Below are 23,838 nucleotides of genomic sequence, written 5' to 3'. Positions count from 1 at the left end.
AACCGAATTGGAGTGGCCCTGATGGCCTTGTCCTCTCCCGGCACCACCATCCCCCGTACCAGCACGCTCCCGCTTGCCGGGGTCGCGGCGGTGGTCGCCCCCTACTCGACCGGCAGGCACTACCGGGAGGAGTTCACCCGCCACGGCTGGCAGTGCGTCGCCGTCACCCCCGCCGACGACGCGTTGCCCGACCTGTTCCGCGGCAGCCTCGATCCGGCCGACTACCTGGCCGTGGTCGTGCATGACGGCGACCTCGAGGCAAGCGCCCGGGCGCTGCGCGCACTGCAGGTGACCGCGATCGTCGCCGGCACCGAGATCGGGGTGCCCCTGGCGGAACAGCTGTCCTACCGGCTGGGATTACCCGGCAACGCACCCCTGACCTCGCCCCGGCGCCGCGACAAGGGCGCCATGGCGGCCGCGCTGGTGAGGGCGGGGATCGACGGCCCGCGCAGCCTGGTCACCGGACAGCTCACGGAGGCGCTGGCCTGGGCGGACATGCAGGACGGAGCCGAATTCGTCCTCAAACCGGCCGACAGTGCCGGCTCGGACGGCGTCATGTTCTGCTCCAGCCCGGACGAGCTCCGTGCCGCGTGGCAGATGCTCCACGAGGTCCCCAACGCGATGGGCGGCACCAACACCTGCCTGGTTCTGCAGGAAAGGCTGCGCGGCACGCAGTACGTCATCAACTCCGTGTCCGCGCCCACCGCGGGCAGGACCCGGCACGCCTTCACCGAATTCTGGGCCGACCACCGCACCGGCACCCACCTCTACGACCGGCTGGACCTGCTGAAGCCCACCGCGCTGATGCCGCGCGTGCTGGCCACGTACACGGCACAGGTCCTGGACGCGCTCGGCATCGTCGTCGGGCCGGCCCACACCGAGGTGATGTCCGTACCTGGCCGCGGTCCGGTTCTGATCGAGAGCGGGGCACGGCCGGAAGGGTCCTACGACCCGGCGGCGATGCGGGCGGCAACCGGCAGCGACCATGTACGGGACGCCGTCCACGCGGTGATCACAGGGAGGCCGGACCGGCTGGCGGTACGGCGTCCGCACCAGTTCGTCACCAAGGTATCGCTCATCGCGGAGCGCGACGGTGCGCTCGATGCAGCACTGCTGCACACCCTGCTGGCCCTCCCGACGGTCCGCGGCCACGTCGGAAACCTGGTCCCCGGCGCCGCCGTGCGCCGCACGGTCGACCTGCTGACCTCGCCGGGGCGTCTGGTCCTGGCCTCGGACAACGCCCGCGCCATCACCGAGGACTACCAGACGATCCGTGCGCTCGAGGCGCACGGACTCTACGCCGGGACGGTGCCCCGGTGAGGCCGGACTCTGCCTCCCCGGCCCCGGCTCCGGTCTCCGGTTCCGCGTGGCGGTGGTGGCTGCCGTCTGCGCCCGCAGGCGATGGCCTGGCCCAGGCCGTCGCGGCGGCGCAGGCACAGAACCGGTCCGCGCTGTCCCTCTACCTGCCGGTCTGCTTTCCCGACCGGCTCACCGGCAGGGACGCTCTGCACCTGCTGGCGCAGGCCGCCGATGTCATCGAGCTGGGCGTCCCGGACCCCCAGGCAGTACTGGCCGGCCCGGACATCCAGGAAGCCTCCCGCATCGCGCTGACCGCCGGCTTCTGTATGAAGGACGTTTTCGACGCGGCCAGCGAGCTGGCCGCGACCTCGTCGACGGCCCTGCTGGTGACAGCGTCCTGGCAGCCCATACGCGATCACGGCCTGGCCGAATTCGCAGCCGAGGCAACGTCCGTCGGCATCTGCGGCGTCATGATCCCTGACCTGCCCGCCCACGAAGAGAACGGGTGGCTGAAGACCGCCGCAGGCGTGGGCCTGGCCGTGATCCCGTTCATCTCCCCGCGCACCCGGCCCGACCGGCTGGCCGCCATCGTCGCCGGCGCCACCGGCATGGTCTACGCACCGGCCACCGACGGTCCGACCGGCACGGCGCAGCCCATCAGCCCACAACTGCCCGACCTGAGTGCCCAACTTCGCGCCTTGACCAGCCTGCCGATAGCCACGGGCTTGGGGATCTCCACCCCGGCCCAGGCCCGAACAGCCGCCGCATCAGCCGACCTCGTGGCCGTCGGCTCCGCCGTCATCCGCCGCATGCAGGCCAGGCCCCGTGCACAGATCGCCGCGGCGGCCGCCGTGAGCCGCGAATTCGCGGCCGCCCTGCGCCCAGATGCCCAGCCCGACCCAGACCGAGGTCCCCGATGACGACCGTTTCCGTCCGCGAGCACGTTGGTCCTGACGCCATGGACCTCCTGGCCACCCAGTGGGGCAGCCTGTACACCGAAGACGACCTCGCCACGCCCTACCAGTCACCGCTCTGGCTCACCGCGTGGGCCCGGCACCTGCCGTTCACCGCCACCCCGATCGTGCTGGCCGCCACCAGCCCCACCGGCAGGATCCTCGCCGCGCTGGCCCTGGCCCGCCACACCGACACCGGCACCGGCCGAACCCGGATCCTGCCGCTGTCCGCCCCCCACGCCGAATGCGTCCGCCCCGTCGGCCCGCACGCCGACGACCCCACGGTCGCCAGAGCATTCGCCTTCCACCTGCTGCTCGCCGACGACATCGGAGCCGACGTCGTCATGACCGATGTGCCCGCCACCAGCGCCCTGGGCGAATTCCTGACGCTGCTGTGCAAGGACACCGGCTGGGACTGCACCACCACGGCCTGCGCCGCCATCCCTTTGCCGGTCCCTTACGACAGCCTGCCGCCCTCCGCGCAGCGCCAGCATGCCCGCCGGCGCCGCACCTGGACACGCCTGGCCGACACCCGGACCATCACCTACTCCCGTACCCGGCACACGCAGGACCTGCTGGAAGGCTTCGACGTTCTGTGCCGGCTGCACCAGCGGCAATGGGAAGGCCACACCCCGCTGCCCGGGAGCCTTCGGACAGCCGAACACGAGCAGTGGCGGAGCGTTTTGCGTGAGCTCGGCGCCGCCCACGCCTGCATCGCCAGCCTTGCCGTCGACGACACCGTCATCGCCGCGCAACTGCTCCTCACCCGGGGCACCCGCTGCTACTCCCTCATCCCGGCGATGAACGCCGCCCACCGGCATCTCGCCCCCGGCCACGCCCTGCTGCGCCACCTCATCGAGGACCTGGCCGGCGAGGGCTTCCACACCCTCGACCTGGGCCGCACCACCGGCCCGCAGGAGTCCTACAAACGCAACTACGGGCCCCGGTGGACCTCCACGGTGTCCGCGCTCAGCACCTCCCACGAGGCAGCCGCGTAGCCGCTGGCGATCACCAGGTGAACGAGGCCCGCCCAGGACCCCACACCCTTCTCACGCTCGTCAACCCGCCGTTCCAGGAGGAGGAACACACCCCTATGCCCCGTCAGACCATCCCTTCCCGGCGCTCGCACCGTCTGCCGCTCCTCGCCGCGGGCGCGTTCACGGCCATCGCCCTGACCGCATGCTCGTCAGGCCCGGACAGCACCCCTACGACCAGCACCCACACAACCGCCAGGGCGAACCGCGCGCCCCGGGGCGTCGTCACGGTGCAGGAAGCATCCAGGCTCCTAACCGCCTACGAAAATTCGAACAATCGTGCGAATAAGGTCCGCAGCGAGGAGATCCTGGCGAAGGTCGAGGGAGGTCAGCTGAACGCCCAGTCGCGGGCTGACTACCGGCAATTCAAGACGTGGTCGGCAAAGCAGCAGGCCTACTACGGCAGCCCGTTCCGGTATACGCACCGGTCCTACATGATCCCCCCGGCGGGCACGGCCACCTGGTTCGCGGTCAAGGCCGTAGCAACCGGAACCAAGAGCAAGAGCCCTTCACTGCTGATCTTCGACAAGGACGGCCCGGCCTACAAGATGGTGCTGGCCCTCTACGTCGACAAGAGCACCATTCCCGCAGTCGCCCTCGACAAGAACGGCCTGGCCAAGCCGGCCGACCCCGCCACACCGGTGGGCTCCCTCGCACCGGCCCAGCTGAGCAGCGCCTTCGAGGACCTGGCCGAGACCGGCGGCAAGAAGACCGGGAAGAAACTCGCATCCACCCCTGCCGTCAAGGACGCCCGCACGCTCTACACCAACCGCGGCAAACGCGATGACAGCAAGTACGCCACCACCAAGTATTTCGCCACCAAGGTGAAGGCCTCGAAGGTGTACGCGCTGCACCTGGCCGACGGCGGCGTCCTCGCCGCCTTCCCGACCGCGCACAACCAGGAAACCCTGCTCCGCCCCGCGTACCGGAGTAACTACAAGATCAACCCGAACAAGGTGGAGGCGCTCTACAACCCCGCCGGAAGAACCGTCATCACCGACGAGTTCCAGGGCCAGGCCCTGGCGACCCTGACACCCTCCGGCACGCCGCACGTACTCGCATACGAGTACCGGATGGTGGATTCCCGGTGACCGCGCAGACCACCTCCCCTCCTCTCCTTCCCGGTCTTGCCCCTGCGGGTGACCAGCACGCTGCCGCATGGGCCGCCGACCGTGACAGCCGGTTCGCCGCCTTCCTCGCCCAGCGGATGCGTATCGCGGAGACGACCAGCTGCCACGGCGAGCTGCAGGCACTCGGCTGGATTCTCACCGTCCTGCCCGCATGGACGGCCGCACGCGCCGACAGCCTCGAGGACCCCACCGCACGGGCCTGTCTCGACACCGTCGGCTGGGTGCTCAGGCAGGCCGCCCACAGCCGCTGGTCCCGCCACCCCGAATGGACGCCCGACTTCCATCCCCAGGCAGTCGCACCGGCCGACTCCATGGAGGCCGGCCGATGAGCAGTCCCCTCGGTGATTCCCTCGACGACGGACTCCCGCCGTACGAGGCGCCCGCCTGGTACACAGACCCGCTCACCGCGGGAGGCCCGGACAGCAATGTCCCATGGCACACGGCCGGCGCCGCCCCCGCGCCGGAGCCCGGCTGCCACGTCTGCCAGGCCCGGCCGGCCGCCCCCGCGGACATCAGATCCCACACGGGGATGATCTTCTGGGGCCAGACCCGAACCGTCCCCGGCCCCTTCTGCCGGCAGTGCGGCATCGCCCTGGTACGCACCATGACCACCAGAACCCTCTGGCAGGGCTGGTGGGGCCTGCTCAGCCTGCTCGTCCACACACCGCTGACCCTGGCCCGCAACGCGCACGCCTACCGCAAGTTCCGACAGCTGCCCGTCTCTACACCCCCAGCGGGCAGGGACTCGATCGTGCCGGGAAAGCCCGTGCTGCGCCGCCCCCAGGCGTACGTGGCGCTCGTCCCGCTCGTGTGGGCCGCCCTGCTCATCACCCAGATCGCCCGCGGGTGAGCAGCTAGCAGCACCCAAAGAGAAAGGGGCGGTACCGCGGCCGTCACGGCCGCTGCCGCCCCTCTGTCGACCGGCCCGGTCCCCACCGAGCCTTCGACCGCTCAATACACCGGATCAAGGGATTGCAGTCCCCGTCCGGCACAACAGGTTCTCCACGAACCAGACCGTTTCCGGCCTCATGCCACGAGGCGCAGCCCCGCGACAGGAACCATGATGCCCGACCGCAGAGTCAGCCGCCACGCCTGCCGGAAACCATCTGCTGGCAACACCCGTACGCCCGAACCGAGTTCACGCACGGCGTTCACGCTCATCGAGGCGCCGGGCGAGCAGGAAGTGAACACCACAGCCTCGCGGCAGCTGCGCCGGGGCTCCGATTTCCTCACCGCGGCCCGCTACATGATCCGTCACCACCCGCGAGCCGGGACGACCACCCTGCGCTTAGCCGCCGCCTTCGCCGCCCGCATGCACCGCAGCCAGCATGGCCATATTGCCTTCAACCTCGCGGCGACCGTCGATGAACTGGGCGTCAGCCGCCGCACCGTTTTGGCCCACGCCCGCTACCTGCGCGAGCTCGGTCTCATCGCCTGGGTCGAGCATGGCTCGAAACGCAACGTCCTCCGCACTCGCGGCAGTTCCTGGACGCCCGGCGACGGTTACCGCGGAACAGCCACCATCTACGCTCCGGTCGCCCCGCTCCTCTGGGATCAGGTCCAGGGCCACCGGATCCGCGGAACCGGCTACCGGGCCCGCCTGATCGGCTACACGGCAAAGGGCCGGGCCCGGGCCGCCGCCGCCCGGGCCCACAAGCCAAGAACGCGGCCACGGCCGCCCGCCCGCTGCACCCCTTCTGTTGTGGTCACCTCAGCCCCATCTCGTCTGCAGGTAGTCACGGGGGAGAAGAAGAACACGCGGCGAGCCCGGACACAGTGCCGCGCCCGCGGCCTGCCTGCACCGTTCACATCCGATGAATGCCGGCAGGGAATCGCTCTGGCCAAGCAGCTGCAGCGCGAGGTGTGGTGGCTCTACGACACCTGCTCCCGCCGCATCGCCTACGCGCTGCGCCCCCTCATCGCAGCCGGCTGGACGGCAGCGCAACTCGCCGCCGAAGTGTCCGCCTGGGGCGTCCCCGCCCACCTCAGGGACCCGGCCGCCTACCTCCACCACGAACTGCACCGCCGACAGCACCTCGGCGAGCTCCCGCCCACCGTGTCGCCCGCACACAGCCTCTTAGCCGATGACGGCACACGCTATGAGGCCATGCTCCGCGACCGGGCCCGCCACACTCCCGCCTGGCAGCGCTACATCCAGCAGCTGCGACAACCCCTGCGTGACGAACTCGCCCGCCGTCGACGCCGGCAAAACGATCAAAGGAACGGGTACGTGTACCGGCCGACGCTCCGCGAGCCCGAAGAAGAATTCCTTGCGTCTCTGCCAACCGATACCTGGACCGACGCCCCCAGTCCTCGGGAGATCTACGCAGCCCGAGCATGCGGAGATGCCCCCGGCCGAGGCCGCGCCATGCCTCCGCCTGACAGTGCATGGCTCCAGCACCTTCGCGAGCACGCGGAAGCCGCGAGGGCTTGCGAAAGGCTGCGCCAGATGTGGCAGACCCCTCCAGACTCCCTGTGACTACGGCAAGGGGTGAATGGGAAGCGGCTCCGGATCACCGACGGCGGTGATCATGCGTTCACAGCGGCCAGTGCGGCGCGCAGGTTCCTTGCTGATCCTGTGTTGGTGGCGATGGCGACGGCACGTGAGGCGAGTTCGGCAGCGACGTCGCGGTCGCCGCAGGCCGCGTAGAGGCGGGCGCTGGCGGTCAGGACTTCCGCCGAACCGCGGACGATGGTCGTCGGCCAGGCCGCGCGTGCTTCGTCGAGAGCGGTCTTGCCTGCGCTGAAGAGTGCTGGGGTGGTCGGGCCGAGTCGGACTGCGGCATGGCCGGTCCATTTGTTCAGCTCTGCTTCGCTCAGATAGCCGATGTAGGGGGGTTTCTCTCCGTCGTCGGCGCGTTCGAGCAGCTTCCAGGCGGTATGGAGGTCGGTTTGTGCGTTGCGGGCCTCGTTGAGGCAGGCGTGATGGTGGGCGCGGACGGCGTGCAGCCAGGACCGTACGGCAGGGTGGGCCGCGGTGCCGCCAAGATCGAGGGCGCCGTCGGCGAGAGCCAGAGCGCGGCGGTGGTGGCCCTGGTCGGTCAGGATGCGGCTCATCTGGCCGACCTGGTAGACGCAGGAAGAGAGGTCGCCTGCCTGGCGGGCATGGGCAGCAGCGTCACGGAAGTGTGTGACAGCGTTTTCGCTCATGCCCAGGTCGTAGGTGAGGAAGCCGACAAAACCCCCGGTGTCGGAGGCAAGGGCGGCGATCTGCTGCCGCTCGGCTGTGGTGGTGGCTGTGCCGAGCCAGGACAAGATCTGCTGGTGGTGGTCGATGGCCTGCGCGTAGACGGCGGATGCTCCGCGAAGGTTGTCCAGCCGGCCGTGAGCGGCCCGCAGTGCGATGTGCGCGTCCATCAGGTCGCGGCCACCTACGGCATTGGTTCCTGGGCGCAGACCGGTGGCCAGGGCTGCAGTAGCCGCGCCGGCGTTCTTGAGAAAGTCTCGTCGCCACACGTCGTCCCATTCCCGCAGGATGTCGTCCGCGTCTCCCTCCGGAGCCGCCTGTGCGCTCACCCTGCTTGAGTTTCGTTGGGCTTCGGCCAGGGCTACCAGTGTGCCGTCCGCGCCGAGTGCCTTGTCCAGAGCGGCAGCGATCGGAAGTGTCGGTGATCTGCGCCGGTGTTCGAGGTCGCTGATCAGGCTCTTGCTGCACAAGGCCCGGCGGGCGAGGTCGCGCAGCGTCAGTTCTCCCCGTAGCCGTCGCAGTTCCGCGGCGAAGGTCACCTTCTCTGCCATCACGGTCTCCACATCGTTGTGGCGCTGCAGCTGTCCGCACCGCCGTGCGGACAGCCCCTGCACTGCTGTGACCAGCACACACCATTCGGACATCAGTTCGGCTGTCTGTCCGTGAGGTGCGGACAAGTGCGGACAGCCACCACTTCCCGCAGGGCACCGCGGACGGCCACCATGGTCGTCACAGGCCCTTGAGCGCACGAAACGCGCACCAACGCCGGTCACACGCCAACGCGTTGGATTTTCGACTCAGGCCTGCCATCCGGATCCGCCGAGAGGAGATCAGTCATGCCCAGGATCGCTTTGCACGGCAGGCCTGGTGCCGGCAAGAGCACCTTCGCTGGCCTGCTCATGCAGGAGCTGGCGGCAGGGGGATCACCGGCGGTGAAGCTGAAGCTCGCGGCTCCGTTGTACGAACTGCAGGCTATCGTCCACGCGATGGCCGGGCGTCCCCTGCTGGACGGCAGCGCGCAGGACGGCCAGCTCCTCAACGCGCTCGGCATGCACCTGCGGCGCATCAACCCCCACGCGCTGACCGAGGCGTTCACCCTCCGGGTTCTCCAGGCGGAGCGGAGCGACCCGTCGGCCGTGCTGGTGTGCGACGACCTGCGGGCCCCGGACATCGACGCGGTAAGGGCCCTGGGGTTCAGCTTGGTGGAGGTCACCGCGCCCGATGCCGTCCGGCGGCTGCGCAAGCGGTACCGAGCCGACCTGTCCTCGGGCAGCGAGAGCCACCCCACCGAAGCCCCCGTCACCGCCATTCCGTGGCGGCGGGTGGACAACAACGGCAGCCTCGAGGACCTGCGCGCGCAAGCAGCCTGCCTGGCAGCGGAGATACGACGGTGATCCTCACCGGCCCCGAAATCGTGCGCCAGCGCAGACGCGGCGCGCTGACGATCGAGCCTTTCCGTCCCCTCCAGCTCAACCCGGTGTCCTACAACTACCGTCTCGGCACCGTCTTGAAGACTCATCAGGCCCTGGTGACGGACACGCACGCCGATCACGGTCTGGACGAGTTCGAGATTCCGGAATGCGGCTTCGTCCTTCGTCCCGGGCGGGTGTATCTCGGGACGACCGCCGAGGTGATCGGCAGCAGTGAGTTCGTCCCGTCGCTGATCGGACGCAGCTCACTGGGGCGTCTGGGCATGTTCCTGCAGTACAGCGCGGACCTGGGACAGGTCGGGTCGTGTCACCGCTGGACGCTGGAGATCAAGGTGGTTCAGCCCACCCGCGTCTATGCGGGGATGCCCGCGGGCCAGGTGACGTTCTGGTCCACCGCCGGTGACGCCCTCGCCTACCGCGGACGTTTTGGCCGTCTCTCCGACGCGACCCTCCCGTCGGCCGGTCTGCTCGCCCCCGCCCGCTGATCGTGCTGTTTCCAGCCCCCTGCACGCTGAAAGGCACTGCCGTGATCCTCACCGGACCCGAAATCGCCCGCGAACGCGAAATGGGCCGCCTGATCCTGGAGCCGTTCCACCAGGACGGCGTCCAGCCGAACTCGTTCGACCTCACGCTCGGCCCCACCCTGGCCGTCTACACCAGCGAGGTACTCGACACCCGCGAGGAGAACCCCCACACCATCCTGACCATCCCCGACGGCGGCATCGTGCTCCAGCCGGACCGCATCTACCTGGGCTCCAGCATCGAAGTCCTCGGCAGCCGGCACCATGTGCCGATCATCCGCTCCCGCTCGGGCGCCGCCCGGCTCGGACTGTTCCTCCACGTCACCGCCGATTTGATCGACATCGGATCCATCGGGCAGGTCACGTTCCAGTTGCACGCGGTCCAGCCGGTCCGTGTTTATGCCGGGGACCGGCTCGCGCAGGTGACGTTCTGGCGCGTGCAGGGCGACATCGTCCTGTACGACGGCAAGTACCAGGGCTCCCGCGGCCCGCAGCCCTCGAAGATCCACCACGACATGGCGCAGGCCGTGCGATGACCGGCCGCACTGTGGACGACCCGGCTGCCGACTGCGCCGACCCGCTGGCCAGAGCTCTGGTGTCCGTCGCCTTCGCCACGATCAGCGAACGGTACGTGCTCGCCCGCCATCAGATCGCCGCAGCACTCCAGGACGCGGACGGCACCATTCACATCGGCCTGCACCTGGACGCCATGGTCGGCCGGGCCTCCGTCTGCGCCGAGGCCGGTGCCCTTTCAGCGGCCCGGCTGGCCACCGGCGCCGACCTAGTGGCGGTGGCCGCGGTCCGCTACCCCAAGCCGACCGAGCCGCCGGTGGCCCGCATCGTTCCCCCGTGCGGTCTGTGCCGTGAACTCCTCCTCGACCACGCGCCGAACCTGCGCGCCGTCACGCCGGGCCGCACGCCCGCTCTGGCGCCGCTGGCCGGCCTGCTCCCGCACAAGTACGTGGGCACCAAGTGGCCCGCCACCCCCGACCATCCCTACCCGGCCCGTATCACCCCTGGAACAGGAGATATCCCATGGACCTGACCGATTTCCGCACCCCCGAACTCGACGCCCTCGCGCAGGAGATCATCCCGGCCCGGCACTTCGAGTTCTCGACCGAAACCGCCCGGGACCGGTTCTTTAACGACACCCGCATGCTGGACGCCAAGCAGTGGGTCCACAACGCCTTTCGCACCAACCCGCAGTCGATGCTCGACCACATGATCGGCAACCTTGCCCTGACCGGCACCGAAGACCTCTTGGACCTCGGATGCGGCAACGCCTTCATCCTGGAAGGCCTGCGGCCCCACTTCGCCGAGGGCACCATCACCGGCCTGGACATCGCCCCGGCCGTGCTGGAGGCCGCCGCACAGCGGCTGCGCGGCACCGCCACACCGTGCCGGTGGATCGAGGGCAGCGCGGACGACCTGTCCATGCTCGGCGACAACGCGTTCGACCGCGTCATGGCCAACTACATGATCCACTACGTTCCCGACCTGGACCGGTGCTTCACCGAGGTCCGCCGTGTGATGCGCGACGGCGGCATCTTCCAGCTCACCACCGACCGCACCGACAGCATGCTGGAGATGTACCAGGTCCACTTCGCCGCGCTGAAGGCGATGAACGCCCCCGAGGACCTCTTCAAGGCATCCCCCAAGGGAAGGCTATCGCTGACCAACGGCGGACAGCTCCTTGGCAAGCACTTCGACCAGGTGGAGACCGTGGTCTGGCAGGACCAGCTCCGCTTCACCGACCCGGAGCCGTTCATGGCCTTCTACCAGGTCGGCCACAACCACTGCTGTGCCTCCTCCGAACCCGACGCACGTCTGACCGACGGCTTCTTCCACGAGCTGCGCGACCGGGTCCGCACCCAGGTCCTCGAGGCGATCGCCGATGCCGGGTACTTCGCGGTGACCAAGTACACCGGAAGCTTCCTGTGCCGGTGACGATCAGGACATCGGGGAAAAAGCAGTCTCGTCCGGGCGTGCCGCCTCGCGTTGATAGCGTCGGTTTGCACCGTGCCGTCCGGCACGGTGGGCCGTTCGACCGAGAGAGACCTGATGCCCCCGACGATCCGCAGGGCCGTGATCCCCGCCGCCGGACTCGGCTCCCGGCTGCTTCCCCTGACCAAGGCCACCCCGAAGGAAATGCTGCCGGTCGGCGACAAGCCGGTGATCGAGCACACGGTGCGCGAACTCGTAGCGTCCGGCATCACGGACATCACCATCGTCATCTCCGGCGGCAAGTCCCTCATCCAAGACCACTTCCGGCCCAACCCCGCACTCGTCGCCCAGCTGCGCGCGGACGGCAAGAGCGCGTACGCGGACGCCGTGGAGGAGGTCGCCGAACTGGCCCGCCAGGGCCACATCACCTACCTCGACCAGCACGGCCCCTACGGCAACGGCACCCCGGTGCTCAACGCCGCCCGCAACACCGGCGACGAACCCGTACTCGTGCTGTGGCCCGACGACGTGTTCGTCGCCAAGGTCCCGCGCGCCCAGCAGCTGATCCGCGCCTACGAACAGACCGGCTGCCCGGTGCTCGCCCTCATGCCGATGGACGCCGGTGACTCGCAGCGCTACGGCGTGCCGATCGTCAAGGAAGACCTCGACGACGGTCTGCTGCGCATCACCGGCCTGGTCGAAAAGCCCAAGCCCGCGGACGCCCCGTCCTCGTACGCGGCCATCGGCGGCTACGTCATCACCCCCGGCATCATCGACGAGCTGCGCGAGCAGACCCGCCGCTGGACCGAGCACCAGGGCGGCGAGATCTACCTGACCGACGCCATCAACGCCTACGCCTCCACCCGCGCCGTCTACGGACAGGTCATCCAGGGCCGCTGGTACGACACCGGCAACCCGTCCGACTACCTGGTCGCCCAGATGGCCTTCGCCCTCGCCCATCCCGAGTACGGGCCCGTCCTGCGCGGCCTCGTCGCCGAACTCGACGAGCGCCCCGACTCCGACACATCCGCCACCACCGTGACCTGAGCTGCCGCCCTTTCTGTGTGGGCCGCCGGCCACGGCCGGCGGCCCACACAGGGAGACCCCCGTGGCATCTCAACGCCTTTTCGAACCCGTCATCGACCAGCACGACACCTGGCTGGCCATCAACCCCGTGCAGGGGTGCCCCAAGAACTGCGGCTACTGCTACCTCCAGGACCTCGGCCTCACCCGCACCAAACCCGAAGTCCTCGTCACCCCTGAGGAAACCCTCAGCCAGCTCCTTGCCCACCGCTACTACCACCGCGACCTGACGCTCGCGCTCTACACCTGCACCGACGCCCTCGCCACCCCCGTCACACGCGCCCACCTCACCAGGCTCCTGGACGTCCTTGGCGCCTCCCCGGTCCGCAACCCGGTCTGCCTGATCACCAAATGCGCCGTCCCGGACGACGTCGTGGACTGCATCACCCGCAACCGCGCGGCCGGCCTGCCGATCCAGGTCTACCTCAGCTACTCCGGACTCGGCCCCGACATCGAGCGCGGCATCGACCACGACGCCCTGCGCGCCACCTTCCCCCGCCTGCACGCCGCCGGTATCCCGCTGATCCACTACTGGCGGCCGTTTTTGCCGCAGAACAGCACACCGGACGTCATCGACCACGTCATGGACTGGGTCACCCGGTACGCCGACGCCACCGTCGCGGTGGGCACCAAAATCAAACCCACCGCACTGCAGCAGATCACCGGCCTGTGGCCGCAGCTCGCCGACCCGCACCTGGACCCGCAGGCCGCCGATTCCCTGTGGCCCCGGCCCGCCTGGGAGTGGCTGCGCCACGTCCCCGACCGCTACGCCCACCACCCCATCTTCCAGACCAACAGCTGCGCCCTGGCCTACGTCCTGCACCGATCCGACCGGGCCGGCGTCCTGAACACCCCGACCTGTCTGAGCGCCAACCGTTGCCCCACAGCCCAGCGCGACCGCTGCCGGCACGCCGCACCCCGACAGCCGGTGCACGAGAGGGACATCGACCAGCACCTCGCCCGGCTCGGCCACCCCCACGTGCCGTACACCCTGAACGCGGCCACCCGCACCCTCGTACTCGCCGAGCCCTTGCCCCTGCGCGACCGCCACAACATCGCCCAGGTCCTCGCGCTCACCGTCCGCGCCCCCGACCACCCCGCCGAGCGCTACTGGCCCGGCCGCCTCGCCGGCGGACAACCCCTGGTCATCGACGCCCCGCAATAGGCCCCCGCCCCGCCCGTCAGCCCATGCAAGGGATTCGCTATGCCCGAAATCACCGTGGACACCGCCGTACTCTTCTGGCCCCGCGGCGGCAGCGCCCAGGTCATCCGCTACCTCCTGCGCGAACTCAACACGCGCGGCCACACCACCCGCCTGCACGCCGGATCCCTCGGCGAAGCAGGCGAGCCCTCCCACGCGCCCACCTTCTACCGGGGCCTGGACCTGCACTCTTACGACCACAGCGACGCCCTGGCCGCATGGAAGACAGGCCAGGACCCGCAGCGCACCGCCTGGCCGTTCCACCCCTCCTACGAAGACCGCGGCAACTGCCCCGACCCCCTCTTCAGCGCCGTATCACCGGCAGCCGCGGACCACCTCACCCGCGCCTGGACCCGGCACCTGACCGCACACCGCAGCACCCGCCCCAGCCTGGTTCACCTGCACCACCTCAGCCACCTGCAGACCAGCGCCCGCGCGGCCTACCCCGGCGTACCCCGGATCACCACCTTGCACGGCACCGAACTCAAGCTGATCGACGCCATGCAGCAGCGGATCCGCCTCGCCGACGCCGTCCGCGCCTCCCTGACCGACCTGGCCCGCCTCCTGCACAGCGACAACCCGCACCGCACCGCCGAGGCACTGCGCCTGGCCAAGACCGCCGGCCTCGACGACCAGGACACCCGGCTCCTCATCGACACGCCCTGGCAGAAGTGGCTCCACTCGCCGTACTGGCTCACCCGCCTGCGCCAAAGCGTCCAGCACGCCGGACAACTCGTCACCGTCTCCGAACACGACCAGGAACTTGCCGCCCGCCTGCTCCACCTGCCCCACGACCTCCCCGTCATCCCCAACGGCGTCGACACCACCGCCTTCCAGCCCCAGCCGCTCGACGACCACCAGCGCCTGGCCCACCTGCGCCGCTGGCTGGTCACCGACCCCCGCGGCTGGAAACCCGGCGGCACACCGGGCAGCATCCGCTACACCGACCACGACCTGGCCCGCCTCCGCACCCCCGACGGCCGACTGCGCCCGATCCTGCTGTGGGTGGGCCGCTTCCTCGACTTCAAACGACTCCCCGTCCTGCTGCGGGCGTTCGCCGCTGCCCGAACCCGCCTCGACCCGGCCCCCGCCCTGCTGCTGTGGGGCGGCTACCCCGGCGAATGCGAAGGCGACCATCCCGCCGACCTCGCGGCCGAACTCGGCATCACCCGCGACGTGTTCTTCGCCGGCTGGCGCGGCCACGAGGAACTGGTCACCGAACTGAACTGCGCCGACCTCATGGTCGCCCCGGCCGTGAACGAACCCTTCGGCATGGTCTACCTCGAAGCCATGGCCACCGGCACGGCACCCATCGCCACCGCCACCGGCGGGCCCGCCCGCACCATCAACCCCACAGGCCCAAACGCCACCGGCTGGCTCGTCCGCCCCGACGACCCCGACGACCTGGCCCGCACCCTCATCACCGCGGTCACCGACACCCGCGAACGCCAGCGCCGCGGCGCAAACGGCCGCCGCCACATCGAAGACACCTACAGCTGGACCCGTACAGCCGACCACTACCTCACCGTCTACGCCACCGCCGGCACAGCGAACTGACACCCGCCACGCACCCAAGGAGTCCCATGCCCACCCGCATCGACGGGCTGCTGCTCGACATGAACGGCCTCTTCCGGCACTGGCACAACACCGGCGCGCGCAAGAGCGAACAACTGGCCGGCCTGCCCGAAGGCACCATCGCCCGCTACGCCTACGACCACCCCGCATACCGCCTGGCCCGCGTCGGCGTCCTCACCGACCAGCAATGGGCCGACGACGTCGCTGCCCGCATCACCGCAGACTTCGGCCCCGCCGCCGCCAAGGCCCTCGGCCCCTGGCGCACCGACCGAGGCGAACCCGACCCGGTCATGGCCGCCCTGCTCGCACAGCTTCGCCGCCACCTTCCCGTCGGCGTTCTGTCCAACTGCACCGACGCGCTGCACAACGACCTCCGCCTCCACGGCATCACCTTCGACCACGTCTTTTCCTCCGCGGAACTCGGCGTTGACAAACCCTCCCCGCACGCCTACCGCGCCGCCGCCGAACGCATGGGCATCCCCGCCGAGGCCCTGGCCTACTTCGATGACGAGCCCACCTTCGTCCACGTCGCACAAGCCGTGGGGCTGCAGGCCCATCTGTTCACCGGGCCGACGGACTTCATCGCCCGTCTCCGCTCTCTTGGCGTGACCCTGGACGATGCGCGCAGCCACAGCAGACCGGCCGCATCCCGCATCTGAATCCTGGGACGGCCGAGGACTGATCCGCCGAACGCCGACAGCTCATCCGGGTCGGCGTTCGGTGGATCCCCGGTGGCGTTGACTTGGGCACCGTCGGGCGGGATGTCCGCGGCGGGGCCGCTAGGCCGTGTATCGAAAGTGGATCTTGGGCTGTGGATGATCACGTTTCATGGGTCGCGGAGATCTCACGGACGAGCAGTGGGCGGTGCTGGAGTCGTTGTTGCCGACGGGCGCCAGGGTGGGACGACCGCCGGTGTGGGCTCGGCGGCAGTTGATCGACGGCATACGGTTCCGTGTCCGGACGGGCGTTCCGTGGCGGGACGTCCCCGCTGAGTACGGACCCTGGAGCCGGGTCTACGACCTCTTCCGCCGATGGCAACGAAACGGCACCTGGCAGCGGATCATCACCCGGCTCCAGTCCATGGCCGACGCGAAGGGGGCGATCACATGGGACCTGAGCGTCGACTCCACGGTCTGCCGCGCGCATCAGCATGCGGCCGGCGCCCGCACGCACGGCGACCTGCAGAAGGAGCCGCCGGGCGGCATCTTCACCGAGCCCGGTGACCATGGGCTGGGGAGATCGCGCGGCGGGTTCACCACGAAGCTCCACCTCGCAGTGGAGCAGGGCCAGAAGCCCATCTCGATCGTGGTGACCGCTGGACAGCGCGGAGACTCGCCGCAGTTCGAGGCCGTGTTGGAGAAGGTCCGCGTGCCCCGCGTCGGACCGGGTCGGCCGCGGGTCCGTCCCGATCGCGTGCGTGCGGACCGGGCCTACGCCTCCCGCAAGAACCGTGCCTACCTGCGCCGCCGCGGGATCCGCTGCACCATCCCCGACAAGGCAGACCAGGCGCGCAACCGGCGAAAGCTCGGCTCCCGAGGCGGTCGACCGCCGAAGTTCGACAAGGCTGACTACCGTGAGCGTCATGCGGTCGAATGCGGCATAAACCGCCTCAAGAGGCACCGGGCTGTCGCCACGCGGTACGACAAGCTCGCCGTCCGCTACGAGGCGACCGTGCTGATCGCAGTCCTCAACGAATGGCTCTGACCGCGGTCGCTATCCCGTCCGTGCTCACCAGTCACGGCTAGCGGTCAGCTTCTCGGCATCCGCGTCCGCGAACCCGTAGGCCGACGCGACGAACCGGAACTCGTCGCAGATCCACTCGCGAGCGACTGTCTCGATCTCGCTCCCGGCCGCTACGAACTCCCTTTCCAGCAGGTTGAACTCCTCGGTGGCAGCCTCAGTGAGCGCATACAGGGCTTCCAGATCCGACGGCCGCTCGGCCTCGATGCGCTCGCACAGTTGCAGCAGGACCGCTCGGCCCCGGCCGACTACGCGATCAGGGAAGAACGAGTCGTCGAACATCTCCTGCAGGAACGCGTGTCCCAACACCTGCTGGTTTGTGATCGGCACGGCACTTCCCTCTCCAGGACGAGCTGACGCGCCCATCATGCACAGCACCGCTGACAACGGCACCGCCTCCTGGCACCAGACCCCGCGCGACCGGGACTTTCACAACAGGCCCTAGCGCGGCCAAACCGCCGAGGAGACGCGTCTGATCACCGGTGACAGCACCGAGACCGGTTCCGATCTCGAGCGTGGAGAAGGCGAGTCCGGTGGGTAGAGGCGGGCCGCGCGCTTTCCGGTCAGAGAGCACAGCGGCGGCCCGATGTGCCGGGCACGGCCGTAAGCCGTGCCCTATCAGACGGGCGTCGCAGAGGCGACCGCCGCGCGGAACTCCTGCGTCATGAGAGTGATCGAGCCACGCTGGACAGGAACCTCGCCCGGCTCACCCGAAATCCTGACCACCGCGGCACCCATGCGCTCGTACATCGCTGCCTCGACCACCGCCCGGAATTCTTCGGGGACCTCCCGGGTGTCCTGGATGGCGACCATCGTGCCGAAGCGAGTGCCGATCATCCCGATCGTGGTGACCTTCCACCCGAGTCGGCGAGCCGCCCTGCGCATCGCCGCCTCGTCAAAACCTTGCCCCGGGTTTCTCTGGACACCCCCTTTTCCTCGTCTGTGCAGGTCAGCAGCCGTGGTGCTACCTCGGCTGTGTTGATCATTCACGGGGTTGCACCGTCCTTCCGGACCCAGACTGGACCCAGGGAAGCCCCCGTCAGCAGGCCGTCCCGGCTACAGCCGGGAGGGCTTCCAGCTGAAGCGCCGGGCACGAAAGCACCTCCGACGCAGACCCCTTGCGACGCAAAGAGGCCCTACCCCTGCAGGGGTAGGGCCTCTTGTGGCCGTCTTCCCGATCCTCGTCGGATCGCTGAGGAAACATTAGCGACTCAGGCTCAGTTACGGGCCAGCGGAGGCGCCGTTAGCCGTCGGAACATCAGCTGGCGTGACTTGTCTCCTAGCGTGGGTCCGAAAGGCCTGGGTGCACGAAAGCGCGACACAGTCGCACGGTTCACCTCCGCTCGAGCGGAGGTGTCCCACACCCTGTTCGAGGGCAGGAACACACCGCGGTGGTGGAGCCGTTCGAGCAGCTCCGTGTACGCATTGTTGTCGGTGGTGAGGACGGTTCGTGCGATGGCGACGATGCCGTGCGCGCTACCGGGCAGAGGCCTGCGCGGTCACGCCGAGGGTGTGGAGGAGTTCGTCGAGGTCAAGGACGCGAAAGATGGACAGCCGGCGGACCATCTGGGAGGCGAGGAAGGTGGCCAGGTCCGGGTTTCCGTAGGGCACGGCGAAGTCCGGGCGGGCAACGACGTGCAGTCCCCCGCGGGCCAGGCGCCCGTACAGGACTCCGCCCACGCCGTACAGGGGCGCGCTCTGGGCGAGGAACACCATCGGCCGTTTCTCCAGGTGCGGGCACAAAGCGGCAGCGGTGCGCACATGCTTCGCGCAGACGGGAGGCTGATTCGTCAGGATCTCCGGCTGGGCCAGGTCCTCGTCATCGGGGCCGGCCAGGAAGATCAGACCCGCCTTCGTACGGGCGGGCTGGGTGCACACCTGACACCGCAGGGCCTGCATGGTCATCATCTGCCGGTGGGGATGCATGAACTTCCACTGCGGCTCCCCGCTCGGCATGCCGTCCGCCCCCAGCGGGTTCCAACCGACGCGCCCGTACAGCACTCCCCGCGGATCACGGTCCCGGGGGTCTTCATCGTGGTAGCACAGGCGGCTTCGGCCCGGCGCGGCCTGCTCGATGACGAGACTGCTCTCGGATGCAGGCTCCTCACCTCTGCGCTGAATGATGTACGGAACGACGGCGGCTGCGGTGGAAGGCATGGAGGAAGCGTCTTTCCAGGTGTGGCGGAGAGTGCCGGGTGCCGGCTGGGTGGGGTCACGTCGTGCTCCCCCAGAAGGGGGTTCCTGCCGCCAGCGGGGATGGTGGTTTGTCCGGGGGCGGGGGTGTGGGACCGCGTGCGGTGGAGGGGTTCGGGAGTGTTCACCGCCACCGCATGCGGAGATCAGGAGATCGTGTTCAGCACGGATCCGAGGAGTTCTTCATGCGGTGTGGGGCCGGGCTGAAACCGGTTGAGGAAGTCGGCCAGCGGCAAGGGCGGCACGAGACGGTCCCCGCGGCACGGGCGCAGCCAGTACGGTCCCGGCGGCTCCGTCTGCAGCAGCGGCGGCAGCGCGAGCTCGTACGGACTGCCCAGGCACGCCCCGTAGCGGTGGGGCTCCCAGCTCTCACGCGTGCCCGGGGGAACGAGCCAGATGAGCCAGTCCCGTTCCGGGTCCTCGATCACGGGCCCGCAGGCGTCGGGGCGCCAGCCGGGGACGTGCTGGACCTGGTCCATGAGGTCCACGACGGCGTAGGCCTCGGGGCCGGAGGCGGTCACGACGATGTCGAAGAACCGGCCGCCCAACGGCAGGCGCAGCGGCCGCCCCCGTTGGAGATTCATCAGATTCCGCACCCGCGCGGCAAGATCGCGCATGTCCGGTGCGACGTCCTCGGGCGCGACGTTCTGGGCGTGCGCCGTGAAGTCGACGCTGCCGGCCGGGGCGCTGCCGCGGGGGTTCGCCGCGCGCTGGGGAAGTGGCGTGAGCATCACTGAGAGTCCTTCCAGGTCACGGGCAGGAGCGCCTGCACGGTCTTGCCGACGACCAGACCGTCGACGTCTTTCATGACGTCCCAGAACAGCCGACCGTGGTAGTGAGCCACCCACCACAGCCCCGTGCGTGTTTCCTGCACGTCATGAGCCTGGTGGGCGACCTCTTCGAAGCCGGGAAAGTCGGAAAGCGCGTCCTCGACCTCGATGACCAGCTCGCCGGTGTCGGCGAGGCCGATCACCCGCAGGGCTACGCGGTCATCAGGAAGAGGCTTGCCGTGCCTGACGGCGTTGTCGACGAGCTTGTCGGCGATACGCGCGGCTTTGTCGATGTCGCCACTCCAGTGCCCGACCGTGAGCCATGTACGAACGCGCAGCCGGGCATTCGGCCCCGCGCCCACGTTGGCGGTGAGGTGGCAGGACTTTTGGAACAGAGGCTTGTCCACCGTGACCGGCAGCAGCGCGGTCGTGCTCGCGGGCGGTGATGCCACCGCTGCCTCTGCAGAGATGGTTGGGCGCTGCTCAGGTGGGTTCACGGGAGACTCCCATGGGTTTGTGCTCGGGCGGGCACTTCGGCGATCGAAGACAGCTGCTGCTGGTGCGCGGCTACCGGCAGCAGGGCTGGATTCCGATGCAGATGCCGGGCCTGCTGACCGCTGAGGAAGACCGTAGGACTCCTGCGGCTCAACTCTCAAAGAACTTGCACGAGTTTGCAGCAGGCTGATTGACGAGCATGGACACCCAGACGACCATCGATATGTCCAGCAAACCTGAGCAAGGATGAAGACGGGAGACAGGCCGTGAAGTTACGCTTCCTTGGCAGCAACTCCACTGGGGGAGACTGCCCAACGCTGTATGCAACCGACCGGGACACCTACATCGTCCAGGGCTGGCAGCTCTTCGCGAACGACCTGCTGATGCAACTCGACATCCCTGATGGCGAGAGCGCGGTCGAGGTACCCACCGAACTGTTCGAGTACTTGAAGGAGGACGGACTCCCAGACGGCCAAATCGCACATGCCCAGGCACCAGTCATGATCATCACCCCGCAGGGCACCTGCGTTGTCCAGGGCAAAGTAGTGACCGACGCGGAAGCCCTGTCGCAGATGTCTATCCCGCACTACGAGACCTGCGTCGAGGTCACGAAATCAGAGATCGCCGGCTTGGCGGAGGAACCGAGTGGAACTGATTTCCAGCACTGAGCGCAACCTGCTCTTCGCTCGCTTCAGACGCGATGCCTTCCACCTCGAGCTGCGAGACGACTACTCGGTTCCCGACGAAGACACTCCATTCCGCACCTGGCTCAACGGCAGAGACACCGACCCCTCCTACCTCACCCCCTGGACACAACTCGTGCGCCAGTGCACCGAGCGGGGCATGACCGTACGTCGGGTCCGCGTCGTCACCGAGCCGATAACTCCCTACATCCAGTGGGAGCATGCGCTCACACCGCAGAACGAGGAAGCAGGAGAAGACATCCGCTGGCTGCCCCGCCACCTCCTGCCCCAGACCATCACCTTCCCCTTCGACGGGAGAGACTGGTGGCTGTACGACGATCAACTCCTGGCAGTGGGCCACTTCGACACGGACGGCCGAGTCCTCGGCTCACAGCTCATCCGGGACCCGGCCACAGTCGCCGCATGCGCAGCCCTACGCGACCAGCTGTGGAGCGTTGCCATCCCTCACGCCGACTACAAACCCTGAACCACCCGTGACTGCACAAGTAGACGAAGCACTGCAAGCGCTCGGCGCCCGGCTGCGCGGCTTTCGCAAGGACGCCGGATTCACCAGCGGCCGGGCCTTCGCGCATGCCATCGCATGGCACGAATCAAAGATTTCCCGCATTGAACACGGCAAACAACGCCCGAGCGAGGACGACATCCGCACATGGTGCGCGATCACCGGCCAAGCTGATCAACTGGGTGACCTGATCGCGATCGTCCGCCACGTCGATGAACTCTGGCTTGAGTGGCGCCGCCAGTTCCAGACCGGAGCAGAACGTCGACAGCACAAAGCCATCCCGGTGTACGCCAAAACCAAGGTATTCCGCATCTGGCACCCCACCGTCGTCTGGGGAACCCTGCAGACCACCGACTACGCCGCCCGCGTTTTCGAACAGGTCGTCAACTACTACGAGATCCTCGACGACTCCGAGGCCGCCGTCGCGAAACGCCTTGAGCGCCAGCAGTACCTCTACCAGGGCGAACGGATCTTCAACGTACTGCTCGGAGAGCAGGCCCTCTACACCAACTTCGGCGGCCCCGAAACGATGAAAGGACAGCTCGACCGGCTCCTGGCAGTGATGCGACTTCCCCGACTCAGCCTCGGCATCGTGCCACGATCCGCGCCAGCCGCCATCTGGCCCGGCAACTCGTTTTCGATGTTCGACGACAAACTCGTCCTTGTGGAGACCTACTCCGCCGAACTGTCCGTCTCTCAGCCCCGAGAGATCGAGCTATATGCCAAAGCCTTCGCTCTCTTGCAGCAGTCGGCCGTATACGGAAAAGCCGTTCGAGAGCTGATCCTCACAGCAATCCAGCACTACGACCGCATGCCTGCAAACTAGGAGACCACCTGCCCATGCTCGAGAAGCCGAACTGGCACACCAGTACCTACACGTCACAGGACTCCTGCGTAGAGGTGGCCGACAACGACCCGGAGATCGTCATGGTGCGTGACACCAAGGGCCGTGACCGTGGGGTTCTACGGGCTGCGCCCGCTGCCTGGACAACCTTCATCCAGGGCGTCAAGACGTCGATGGAATCAGCCGAGTGAGAGCGGCTAGCACGATCTTGCGCATCGCTACCGATCTTGAGATTGCTCCTCGCTGAGGCGGGAACGCGCGAGACGTCCCGGCCGATGGCAGCTGCCGCCCGGTCTCATCCGCGGCTGTACCCGGCCCACCGGGGCCCGCCGGCCGACTTCAGCACGTCGTTCACCACTTTTGTGAAGCGGTCCGTTCCGTCGACCGAGTGGGACATCGCTGCAGCCGCGCCCGCTGTCAGGTGACTGTGCAGTTCAGGTTCGGCCGCGGCGAGCCGCCGGGAGAGCCACTTGCCGCCGCCGAGCCAGTGCCCGCCCGTCAGCAGGGCCAGTTCCGAGGCTCGCTGCAGCAGGTCGGCCACGATGTATGTCCGCTCCAGCGGGTCGGTGCAGCCGCGGAGATCGTCCAGGGTGTCGGTGAGCGCGTACCGCCGGTCCTCCAGTTCTGCCGCTGACGCGGGAGGAGGCCCGGCCGCCAGTCGTTCCCGGGATTCTGCCTGCAGGGCGGCTCCGAGCCCGTCCGCATCGGTCAGCAGCACGCCTTCCGCGCACATGGCCAGCAGCGGGGATCTGCGGGCCGCTGTCTCCCGCTCGACGAACAGACGCCAGTCGGCCTCGGTCTGGACGAACAGTTCCACCGGCCAGCCTTCGTGCATCAGGCTCTCCCGGAAGGGAGCGGGCGGCCCGGCCAGCAGCACCACGACGTCCAGGTCTGAGGTGTGCGTACGGCGGTGTGTCAGCACGCTGCCGGCCAGGAAGGCGGCCCGAGCCCCGGGAAAACGGTTCCGCACCAGTTCCCCGGCGATCTCCACGTGATCCATCGTGACATTGTGGCGCCATCGGTGATCACGGGACAGAGGGATCCCTCGTCCGCTGCCGACGGTGCCGGTCTGCCTGCCCCCCACGCCGTCCTCGAGACGCCTACTACCATCTTCACCGGGTGCGGTTTTTGAAGAGTCTTCGGCAAATGAAGCCCAGGCCAGGGAGACGAAGGCGTCGTGCAGGTCGAGACATCTTTCCCGACGGACGGCTCGGCACTTGTACTCGTTCGGTC

Annotated in this window: 28 protein-coding genes; 21 read left to right on the top strand and 7 right to left on the bottom strand. The window is 68.6% G+C overall.

Annotation, left to right across the window (positions count from 1 at the left end; translation table 11 throughout):
* The first annotated feature begins 21 nt into the window (after positions 1 to 21).
* The 7 genes from ACICHK_RS00480 (at position 22) to ACICHK_RS00450 (ending at position 6,895) form a co-directional block, all read left to right on the top strand.
* Complete coding sequence (locus tag ACICHK_RS00480) at positions 22 to 1,320, top strand: hypothetical protein (RefSeq protein ID WP_406834906.1); 1,299 nt, start codon at positions 22 to 24, stop codon at positions 1,318 to 1,320.
* Entirely contained in the window at positions 1,317 to 2,219 is a 903-nt protein-coding gene (gene trpA / locus ACICHK_RS00475; protein WP_406834905.1) for a tryptophan synthase subunit alpha, read from the top strand. The genes ACICHK_RS00480 and trpA overlap by 4 nt, the downstream gene beginning before the upstream one ends.
* On the top strand, positions 2,216 to 3,250 hold the full coding sequence (locus ACICHK_RS00470; RefSeq protein ID WP_406834903.1) for a GNAT family N-acetyltransferase: 1,035 nt from the start codon (positions 2,216 to 2,218) through the stop codon (positions 3,248 to 3,250). The genes trpA and ACICHK_RS00470 overlap by 4 nt, the downstream gene beginning before the upstream one ends.
* Positions 3,251 to 3,345: 95 nt before the next feature.
* Positions 3,346 to 4,377, top strand: coding sequence for a hypothetical protein (locus tag ACICHK_RS00465; protein ID WP_406834901.1), 1,032 nt, complete (start codon positions 3,346 to 3,348; stop codon positions 4,375 to 4,377).
* Positions 4,374 to 4,745 (top strand): hypothetical protein, encoded by a 372-nt coding sequence (locus ACICHK_RS00460; RefSeq protein WP_406834899.1) that lies wholly within the window; start codon positions 4,374 to 4,376, stop codon positions 4,743 to 4,745. The genes ACICHK_RS00465 and ACICHK_RS00460 overlap by 4 nt, the downstream gene beginning before the upstream one ends.
* Positions 4,742 to 5,266 (top strand): hypothetical protein, encoded by a 525-nt coding sequence (locus ACICHK_RS00455; protein WP_406834898.1) that lies wholly within the window; start codon positions 4,742 to 4,744, stop codon positions 5,264 to 5,266. Before ACICHK_RS00460 ends, ACICHK_RS00455 begins: the two co-directional genes overlap by 4 nt.
* Positions 5,267 to 5,476: 210 nt before the next feature.
* The gene (locus ACICHK_RS00450; RefSeq protein WP_406834897.1) at positions 5,477 to 6,895 is read left to right on the top strand and encodes a hypothetical protein; all 1,419 of its coding nucleotides are present in this window, start codon (positions 5,477 to 5,479) and stop codon (positions 6,893 to 6,895) included.
* A gap of 50 nt (positions 6,896 to 6,945) precedes the next feature.
* Here the strand turns inward: ACICHK_RS00450 and ACICHK_RS00445 are convergent, their stop codons facing one another.
* A complete protein-coding gene (locus tag ACICHK_RS00445; protein WP_406834896.1) occupies positions 6,946 to 8,154 on the bottom strand; it encodes a helix-turn-helix domain-containing protein in 1,209 nt (402 codons plus the stop codon).
* A 285-nt stretch (positions 8,155 to 8,439) separates the two neighbouring features.
* On the opposite strand from ACICHK_RS00445, the gene ACICHK_RS00440 reads away from it, so the two are divergent.
* The 10 genes from ACICHK_RS00440 to ACICHK_RS00395 all read left to right on the top strand — a co-directional run bounded on the left by ACICHK_RS00440 (position 8,440) and on the right by ACICHK_RS00395 (position 17,061).
* Positions 8,440 to 8,997, top strand: coding sequence for a hypothetical protein (locus tag ACICHK_RS00440; protein ID WP_406834894.1), 558 nt, complete (start codon positions 8,440 to 8,442; stop codon positions 8,995 to 8,997).
* On the top strand, positions 8,994 to 9,518 hold the full coding sequence (locus ACICHK_RS00435) for a dCTP deaminase domain-containing protein (RefSeq protein WP_406834893.1): 525 nt from the start codon (positions 8,994 to 8,996) through the stop codon (positions 9,516 to 9,518). Before ACICHK_RS00440 ends, ACICHK_RS00435 begins: the two co-directional genes overlap by 4 nt.
* Before the next feature lie 41 nt (positions 9,519 to 9,559).
* Positions 9,560 to 10,090: a dCTP deaminase domain-containing protein gene (locus tag ACICHK_RS00430; RefSeq protein WP_406834891.1), complete on the top strand. Its 531-nt coding sequence runs from the start codon at positions 9,560 to 9,562 to the stop codon at positions 10,088 to 10,090.
* Entirely contained in the window at positions 10,087 to 10,599 is a 513-nt protein-coding gene (locus ACICHK_RS00425) for a hypothetical protein (protein WP_406834890.1), read from the top strand. Before ACICHK_RS00430 ends, ACICHK_RS00425 begins: the two co-directional genes overlap by 4 nt.
* Positions 10,590 to 11,501, top strand: a complete 912-nt coding sequence (locus ACICHK_RS00420) for a class I SAM-dependent methyltransferase (protein ID WP_406834889.1) — start codon at positions 10,590 to 10,592, stop codon at positions 11,499 to 11,501. The genes ACICHK_RS00425 and ACICHK_RS00420 overlap by 10 nt, the downstream gene beginning before the upstream one ends.
* A gap of 114 nt (positions 11,502 to 11,615) precedes the next feature.
* Entirely contained in the window at positions 11,616 to 12,545 is a 930-nt protein-coding gene (locus ACICHK_RS00415; protein WP_406834887.1) for a UTP--glucose-1-phosphate uridylyltransferase, read from the top strand.
* 61 nt (positions 12,546 to 12,606) lie between these two features.
* Positions 12,607 to 13,746 carry a hypothetical protein gene (locus tag ACICHK_RS00410; RefSeq protein ID WP_406834885.1) on the top strand — a complete coding sequence of 380 codons (1,140 nt, stop codon included), beginning with the start codon at positions 12,607 to 12,609 and terminating at the stop codon, positions 13,744 to 13,746.
* 39 nt (positions 13,747 to 13,785) lie between these two features.
* Positions 13,786 to 15,339, top strand: a complete 1,554-nt coding sequence (locus tag ACICHK_RS00405; protein WP_406834883.1) for a glycosyltransferase — start codon at positions 13,786 to 13,788, stop codon at positions 15,337 to 15,339.
* A gap of 26 nt (positions 15,340 to 15,365) precedes the next feature.
* A complete protein-coding gene (locus ACICHK_RS00400) occupies positions 15,366 to 16,016 on the top strand; it encodes an HAD-IA family hydrolase (protein ID WP_406834882.1) in 651 nt (216 codons plus the stop codon).
* A gap of 169 nt (positions 16,017 to 16,185) precedes the next feature.
* Positions 16,186 to 17,061, top strand: coding sequence for an IS5 family transposase (locus ACICHK_RS00395; protein ID WP_406834881.1), 876 nt, complete (start codon positions 16,186 to 16,188; stop codon positions 17,059 to 17,061).
* A gap of 24 nt (positions 17,062 to 17,085) precedes the next feature.
* Here the strand turns inward: ACICHK_RS00395 and ACICHK_RS00390 are convergent, their stop codons facing one another.
* From ACICHK_RS00390 to ACICHK_RS00370, 5 genes are all read right to left on the bottom strand, one after another.
* Complete coding sequence (locus tag ACICHK_RS00390; RefSeq protein ID WP_406834879.1) at positions 17,086 to 17,427, bottom strand: DUF5713 family protein; 342 nt, start codon at positions 17,425 to 17,427, stop codon at positions 17,086 to 17,088.
* A 288-nt stretch (positions 17,428 to 17,715) separates the two neighbouring features.
* Entirely contained in the window at positions 17,716 to 17,982 is a 267-nt protein-coding gene (locus tag ACICHK_RS00385) for a hypothetical protein (RefSeq protein WP_406834878.1), read from the bottom strand.
* 591 nt (positions 17,983 to 18,573) lie between these two features.
* Positions 18,574 to 19,254 (bottom strand): hypothetical protein, encoded by a 681-nt coding sequence (locus ACICHK_RS00380; protein ID WP_406834877.1) that lies wholly within the window; start codon positions 19,252 to 19,254, stop codon positions 18,574 to 18,576.
* A gap of 182 nt (positions 19,255 to 19,436) precedes the next feature.
* On the bottom strand, positions 19,437 to 20,021 hold the full coding sequence (locus ACICHK_RS00375) for a hypothetical protein (RefSeq protein WP_406834876.1): 585 nt from the start codon (positions 20,019 to 20,021) through the stop codon (positions 19,437 to 19,439).
* Positions 20,021 to 20,557: a hypothetical protein gene (locus tag ACICHK_RS00370; protein WP_406834875.1), complete on the bottom strand. Its 537-nt coding sequence runs from the start codon at positions 20,555 to 20,557 to the stop codon at positions 20,021 to 20,023. The genes ACICHK_RS00375 and ACICHK_RS00370 overlap by 1 nt, the downstream gene beginning before the upstream one ends.
* Positions 20,558 to 20,821: 264 nt before the next feature.
* Here ACICHK_RS00370 and ACICHK_RS00365 point away from each other — a divergent pair, with 264 nt between their 5' ends.
* Genes ACICHK_RS00365 through ACICHK_RS00350 form a run of 4 tightly spaced genes read left to right on the top strand, consistent with a single transcriptional unit; the run spans position 20,822 to position 22,796 of the window.
* Positions 20,822 to 21,223 carry a hypothetical protein gene (locus ACICHK_RS00365; protein ID WP_406834873.1) on the top strand — a complete coding sequence of 134 codons (402 nt, stop codon included), beginning with the start codon at positions 20,822 to 20,824 and terminating at the stop codon, positions 21,221 to 21,223.
* Positions 21,201 to 21,725: a DUF6879 family protein gene (locus ACICHK_RS00360; RefSeq protein WP_406834871.1), complete on the top strand. Its 525-nt coding sequence runs from the start codon at positions 21,201 to 21,203 to the stop codon at positions 21,723 to 21,725. The genes ACICHK_RS00365 and ACICHK_RS00360 overlap by 23 nt, the downstream gene beginning before the upstream one ends.
* 7 nt (positions 21,726 to 21,732) lie before the next feature.
* On the top strand, positions 21,733 to 22,587 hold the full coding sequence (locus tag ACICHK_RS00355; protein ID WP_406834869.1) for a helix-turn-helix domain-containing protein: 855 nt from the start codon (positions 21,733 to 21,735) through the stop codon (positions 22,585 to 22,587).
* 14 nt (positions 22,588 to 22,601) lie between these two features.
* Entirely contained in the window at positions 22,602 to 22,796 is a 195-nt protein-coding gene (locus ACICHK_RS00350; RefSeq protein WP_406834867.1) for a DUF397 domain-containing protein, read from the top strand.
* 104 nt (positions 22,797 to 22,900) lie between these two features.
* Here the strand turns inward: ACICHK_RS00350 and ACICHK_RS00345 are convergent, their stop codons facing one another.
* Entirely contained in the window at positions 22,901 to 23,605 is a 705-nt protein-coding gene (locus ACICHK_RS00345) for a nucleotidyltransferase domain-containing protein (protein ID WP_406834866.1), read from the bottom strand.
* Positions 23,606 to 23,838 lie beyond the last annotated feature (233 nt).

This window comes from Streptomyces sp. AHU1, from assembly GCF_045343905.1.
In the GTDB taxonomy this organism is placed as follows: domain Bacteria; phylum Actinomycetota; class Actinomycetes; order Streptomycetales; family Streptomycetaceae; genus Streptomyces; species Streptomyces triticiradicis.
The sequence above is the reverse complement of the archived record's forward strand: the minus strand, read 5'-3'. Positions and strand labels throughout refer to the sequence as shown.

What these genes read in the sequence shown, in the direction of transcription:
- ACICHK_RS00480 (WP_406834906.1), top strand. Translation starts at nt 22, where the DNA reads ATGGCCTTGTCCTCTCCCGGCACCACCATCCCCCGTACCAGCACGCTC.
- ACICHK_RS00470 (WP_406834903.1), top strand. Translation starts at nt 2,216, where the DNA reads ATGACGACCGTTTCCGTCCGCGAGCACGTTGGTCCTGACGCCATGGAC.
- ACICHK_RS00465 (WP_406834901.1), top strand. Translation starts at nt 3,346, where the DNA reads ATGCCCCGTCAGACCATCCCTTCCCGGCGCTCGCACCGTCTGCCGCTC.
- ACICHK_RS00455 (WP_406834898.1), top strand. Translation starts at nt 4,742, where the DNA reads ATGAGCAGTCCCCTCGGTGATTCCCTCGACGACGGACTCCCGCCGTAC.
- ACICHK_RS00450 (WP_406834897.1), top strand. Translation starts at nt 5,477, where the DNA reads ATGATGCCCGACCGCAGAGTCAGCCGCCACGCCTGCCGGAAACCATCT.
- ACICHK_RS00445 (WP_406834896.1), bottom strand. Translation starts at nt 8,154, where the DNA reads ATGGCAGAGAAGGTGACCTTCGCCGCGGAACTGCGACGGCTACGGGGA.
- ACICHK_RS00440 (WP_406834894.1), top strand. Translation starts at nt 8,440, where the DNA reads ATGCCCAGGATCGCTTTGCACGGCAGGCCTGGTGCCGGCAAGAGCACC.
- ACICHK_RS00425 (WP_406834890.1), top strand. Translation starts at nt 10,087, where the DNA reads ATGACCGGCCGCACTGTGGACGACCCGGCTGCCGACTGCGCCGACCCG.
- ACICHK_RS00420 (WP_406834889.1), top strand. Translation starts at nt 10,590, where the DNA reads ATGGACCTGACCGATTTCCGCACCCCCGAACTCGACGCCCTCGCGCAG.
- ACICHK_RS00415 (WP_406834887.1), top strand. Translation starts at nt 11,616, where the DNA reads ATGCCCCCGACGATCCGCAGGGCCGTGATCCCCGCCGCCGGACTCGGC.
- ACICHK_RS00405 (WP_406834883.1), top strand. Translation starts at nt 13,786, where the DNA reads ATGCCCGAAATCACCGTGGACACCGCCGTACTCTTCTGGCCCCGCGGC.
- ACICHK_RS00400 (WP_406834882.1), top strand. Translation starts at nt 15,366, where the DNA reads ATGCCCACCCGCATCGACGGGCTGCTGCTCGACATGAACGGCCTCTTC.
- ACICHK_RS00395 (WP_406834881.1), top strand. Translation starts at nt 16,186, where the DNA reads ATGGGTCGCGGAGATCTCACGGACGAGCAGTGGGCGGTGCTGGAGTCG.
- ACICHK_RS00385 (WP_406834878.1), bottom strand. Translation starts at nt 17,982, where the DNA reads ATGCGCAGGGCGGCTCGCCGACTCGGGTGGAAGGTCACCACGATCGGG.
- ACICHK_RS00380 (WP_406834877.1), bottom strand. Translation starts at nt 19,254, where the DNA reads ATGCCTTCCACCGCAGCCGCCGTCGTTCCGTACATCATTCAGCGCAGA.
- ACICHK_RS00375 (WP_406834876.1), bottom strand. Translation starts at nt 20,021, where the DNA reads ATGCTCACGCCACTTCCCCAGCGCGCGGCGAACCCCCGCGGCAGCGCC.
- ACICHK_RS00350 (WP_406834867.1), top strand. Translation starts at nt 22,602, where the DNA reads ATGCTCGAGAAGCCGAACTGGCACACCAGTACCTACACGTCACAGGAC.
- ACICHK_RS00345 (WP_406834866.1), bottom strand. Translation starts at nt 23,605, where the DNA reads ATGGATCACGTGGAGATCGCCGGGGAACTGGTGCGGAACCGTTTTCCC.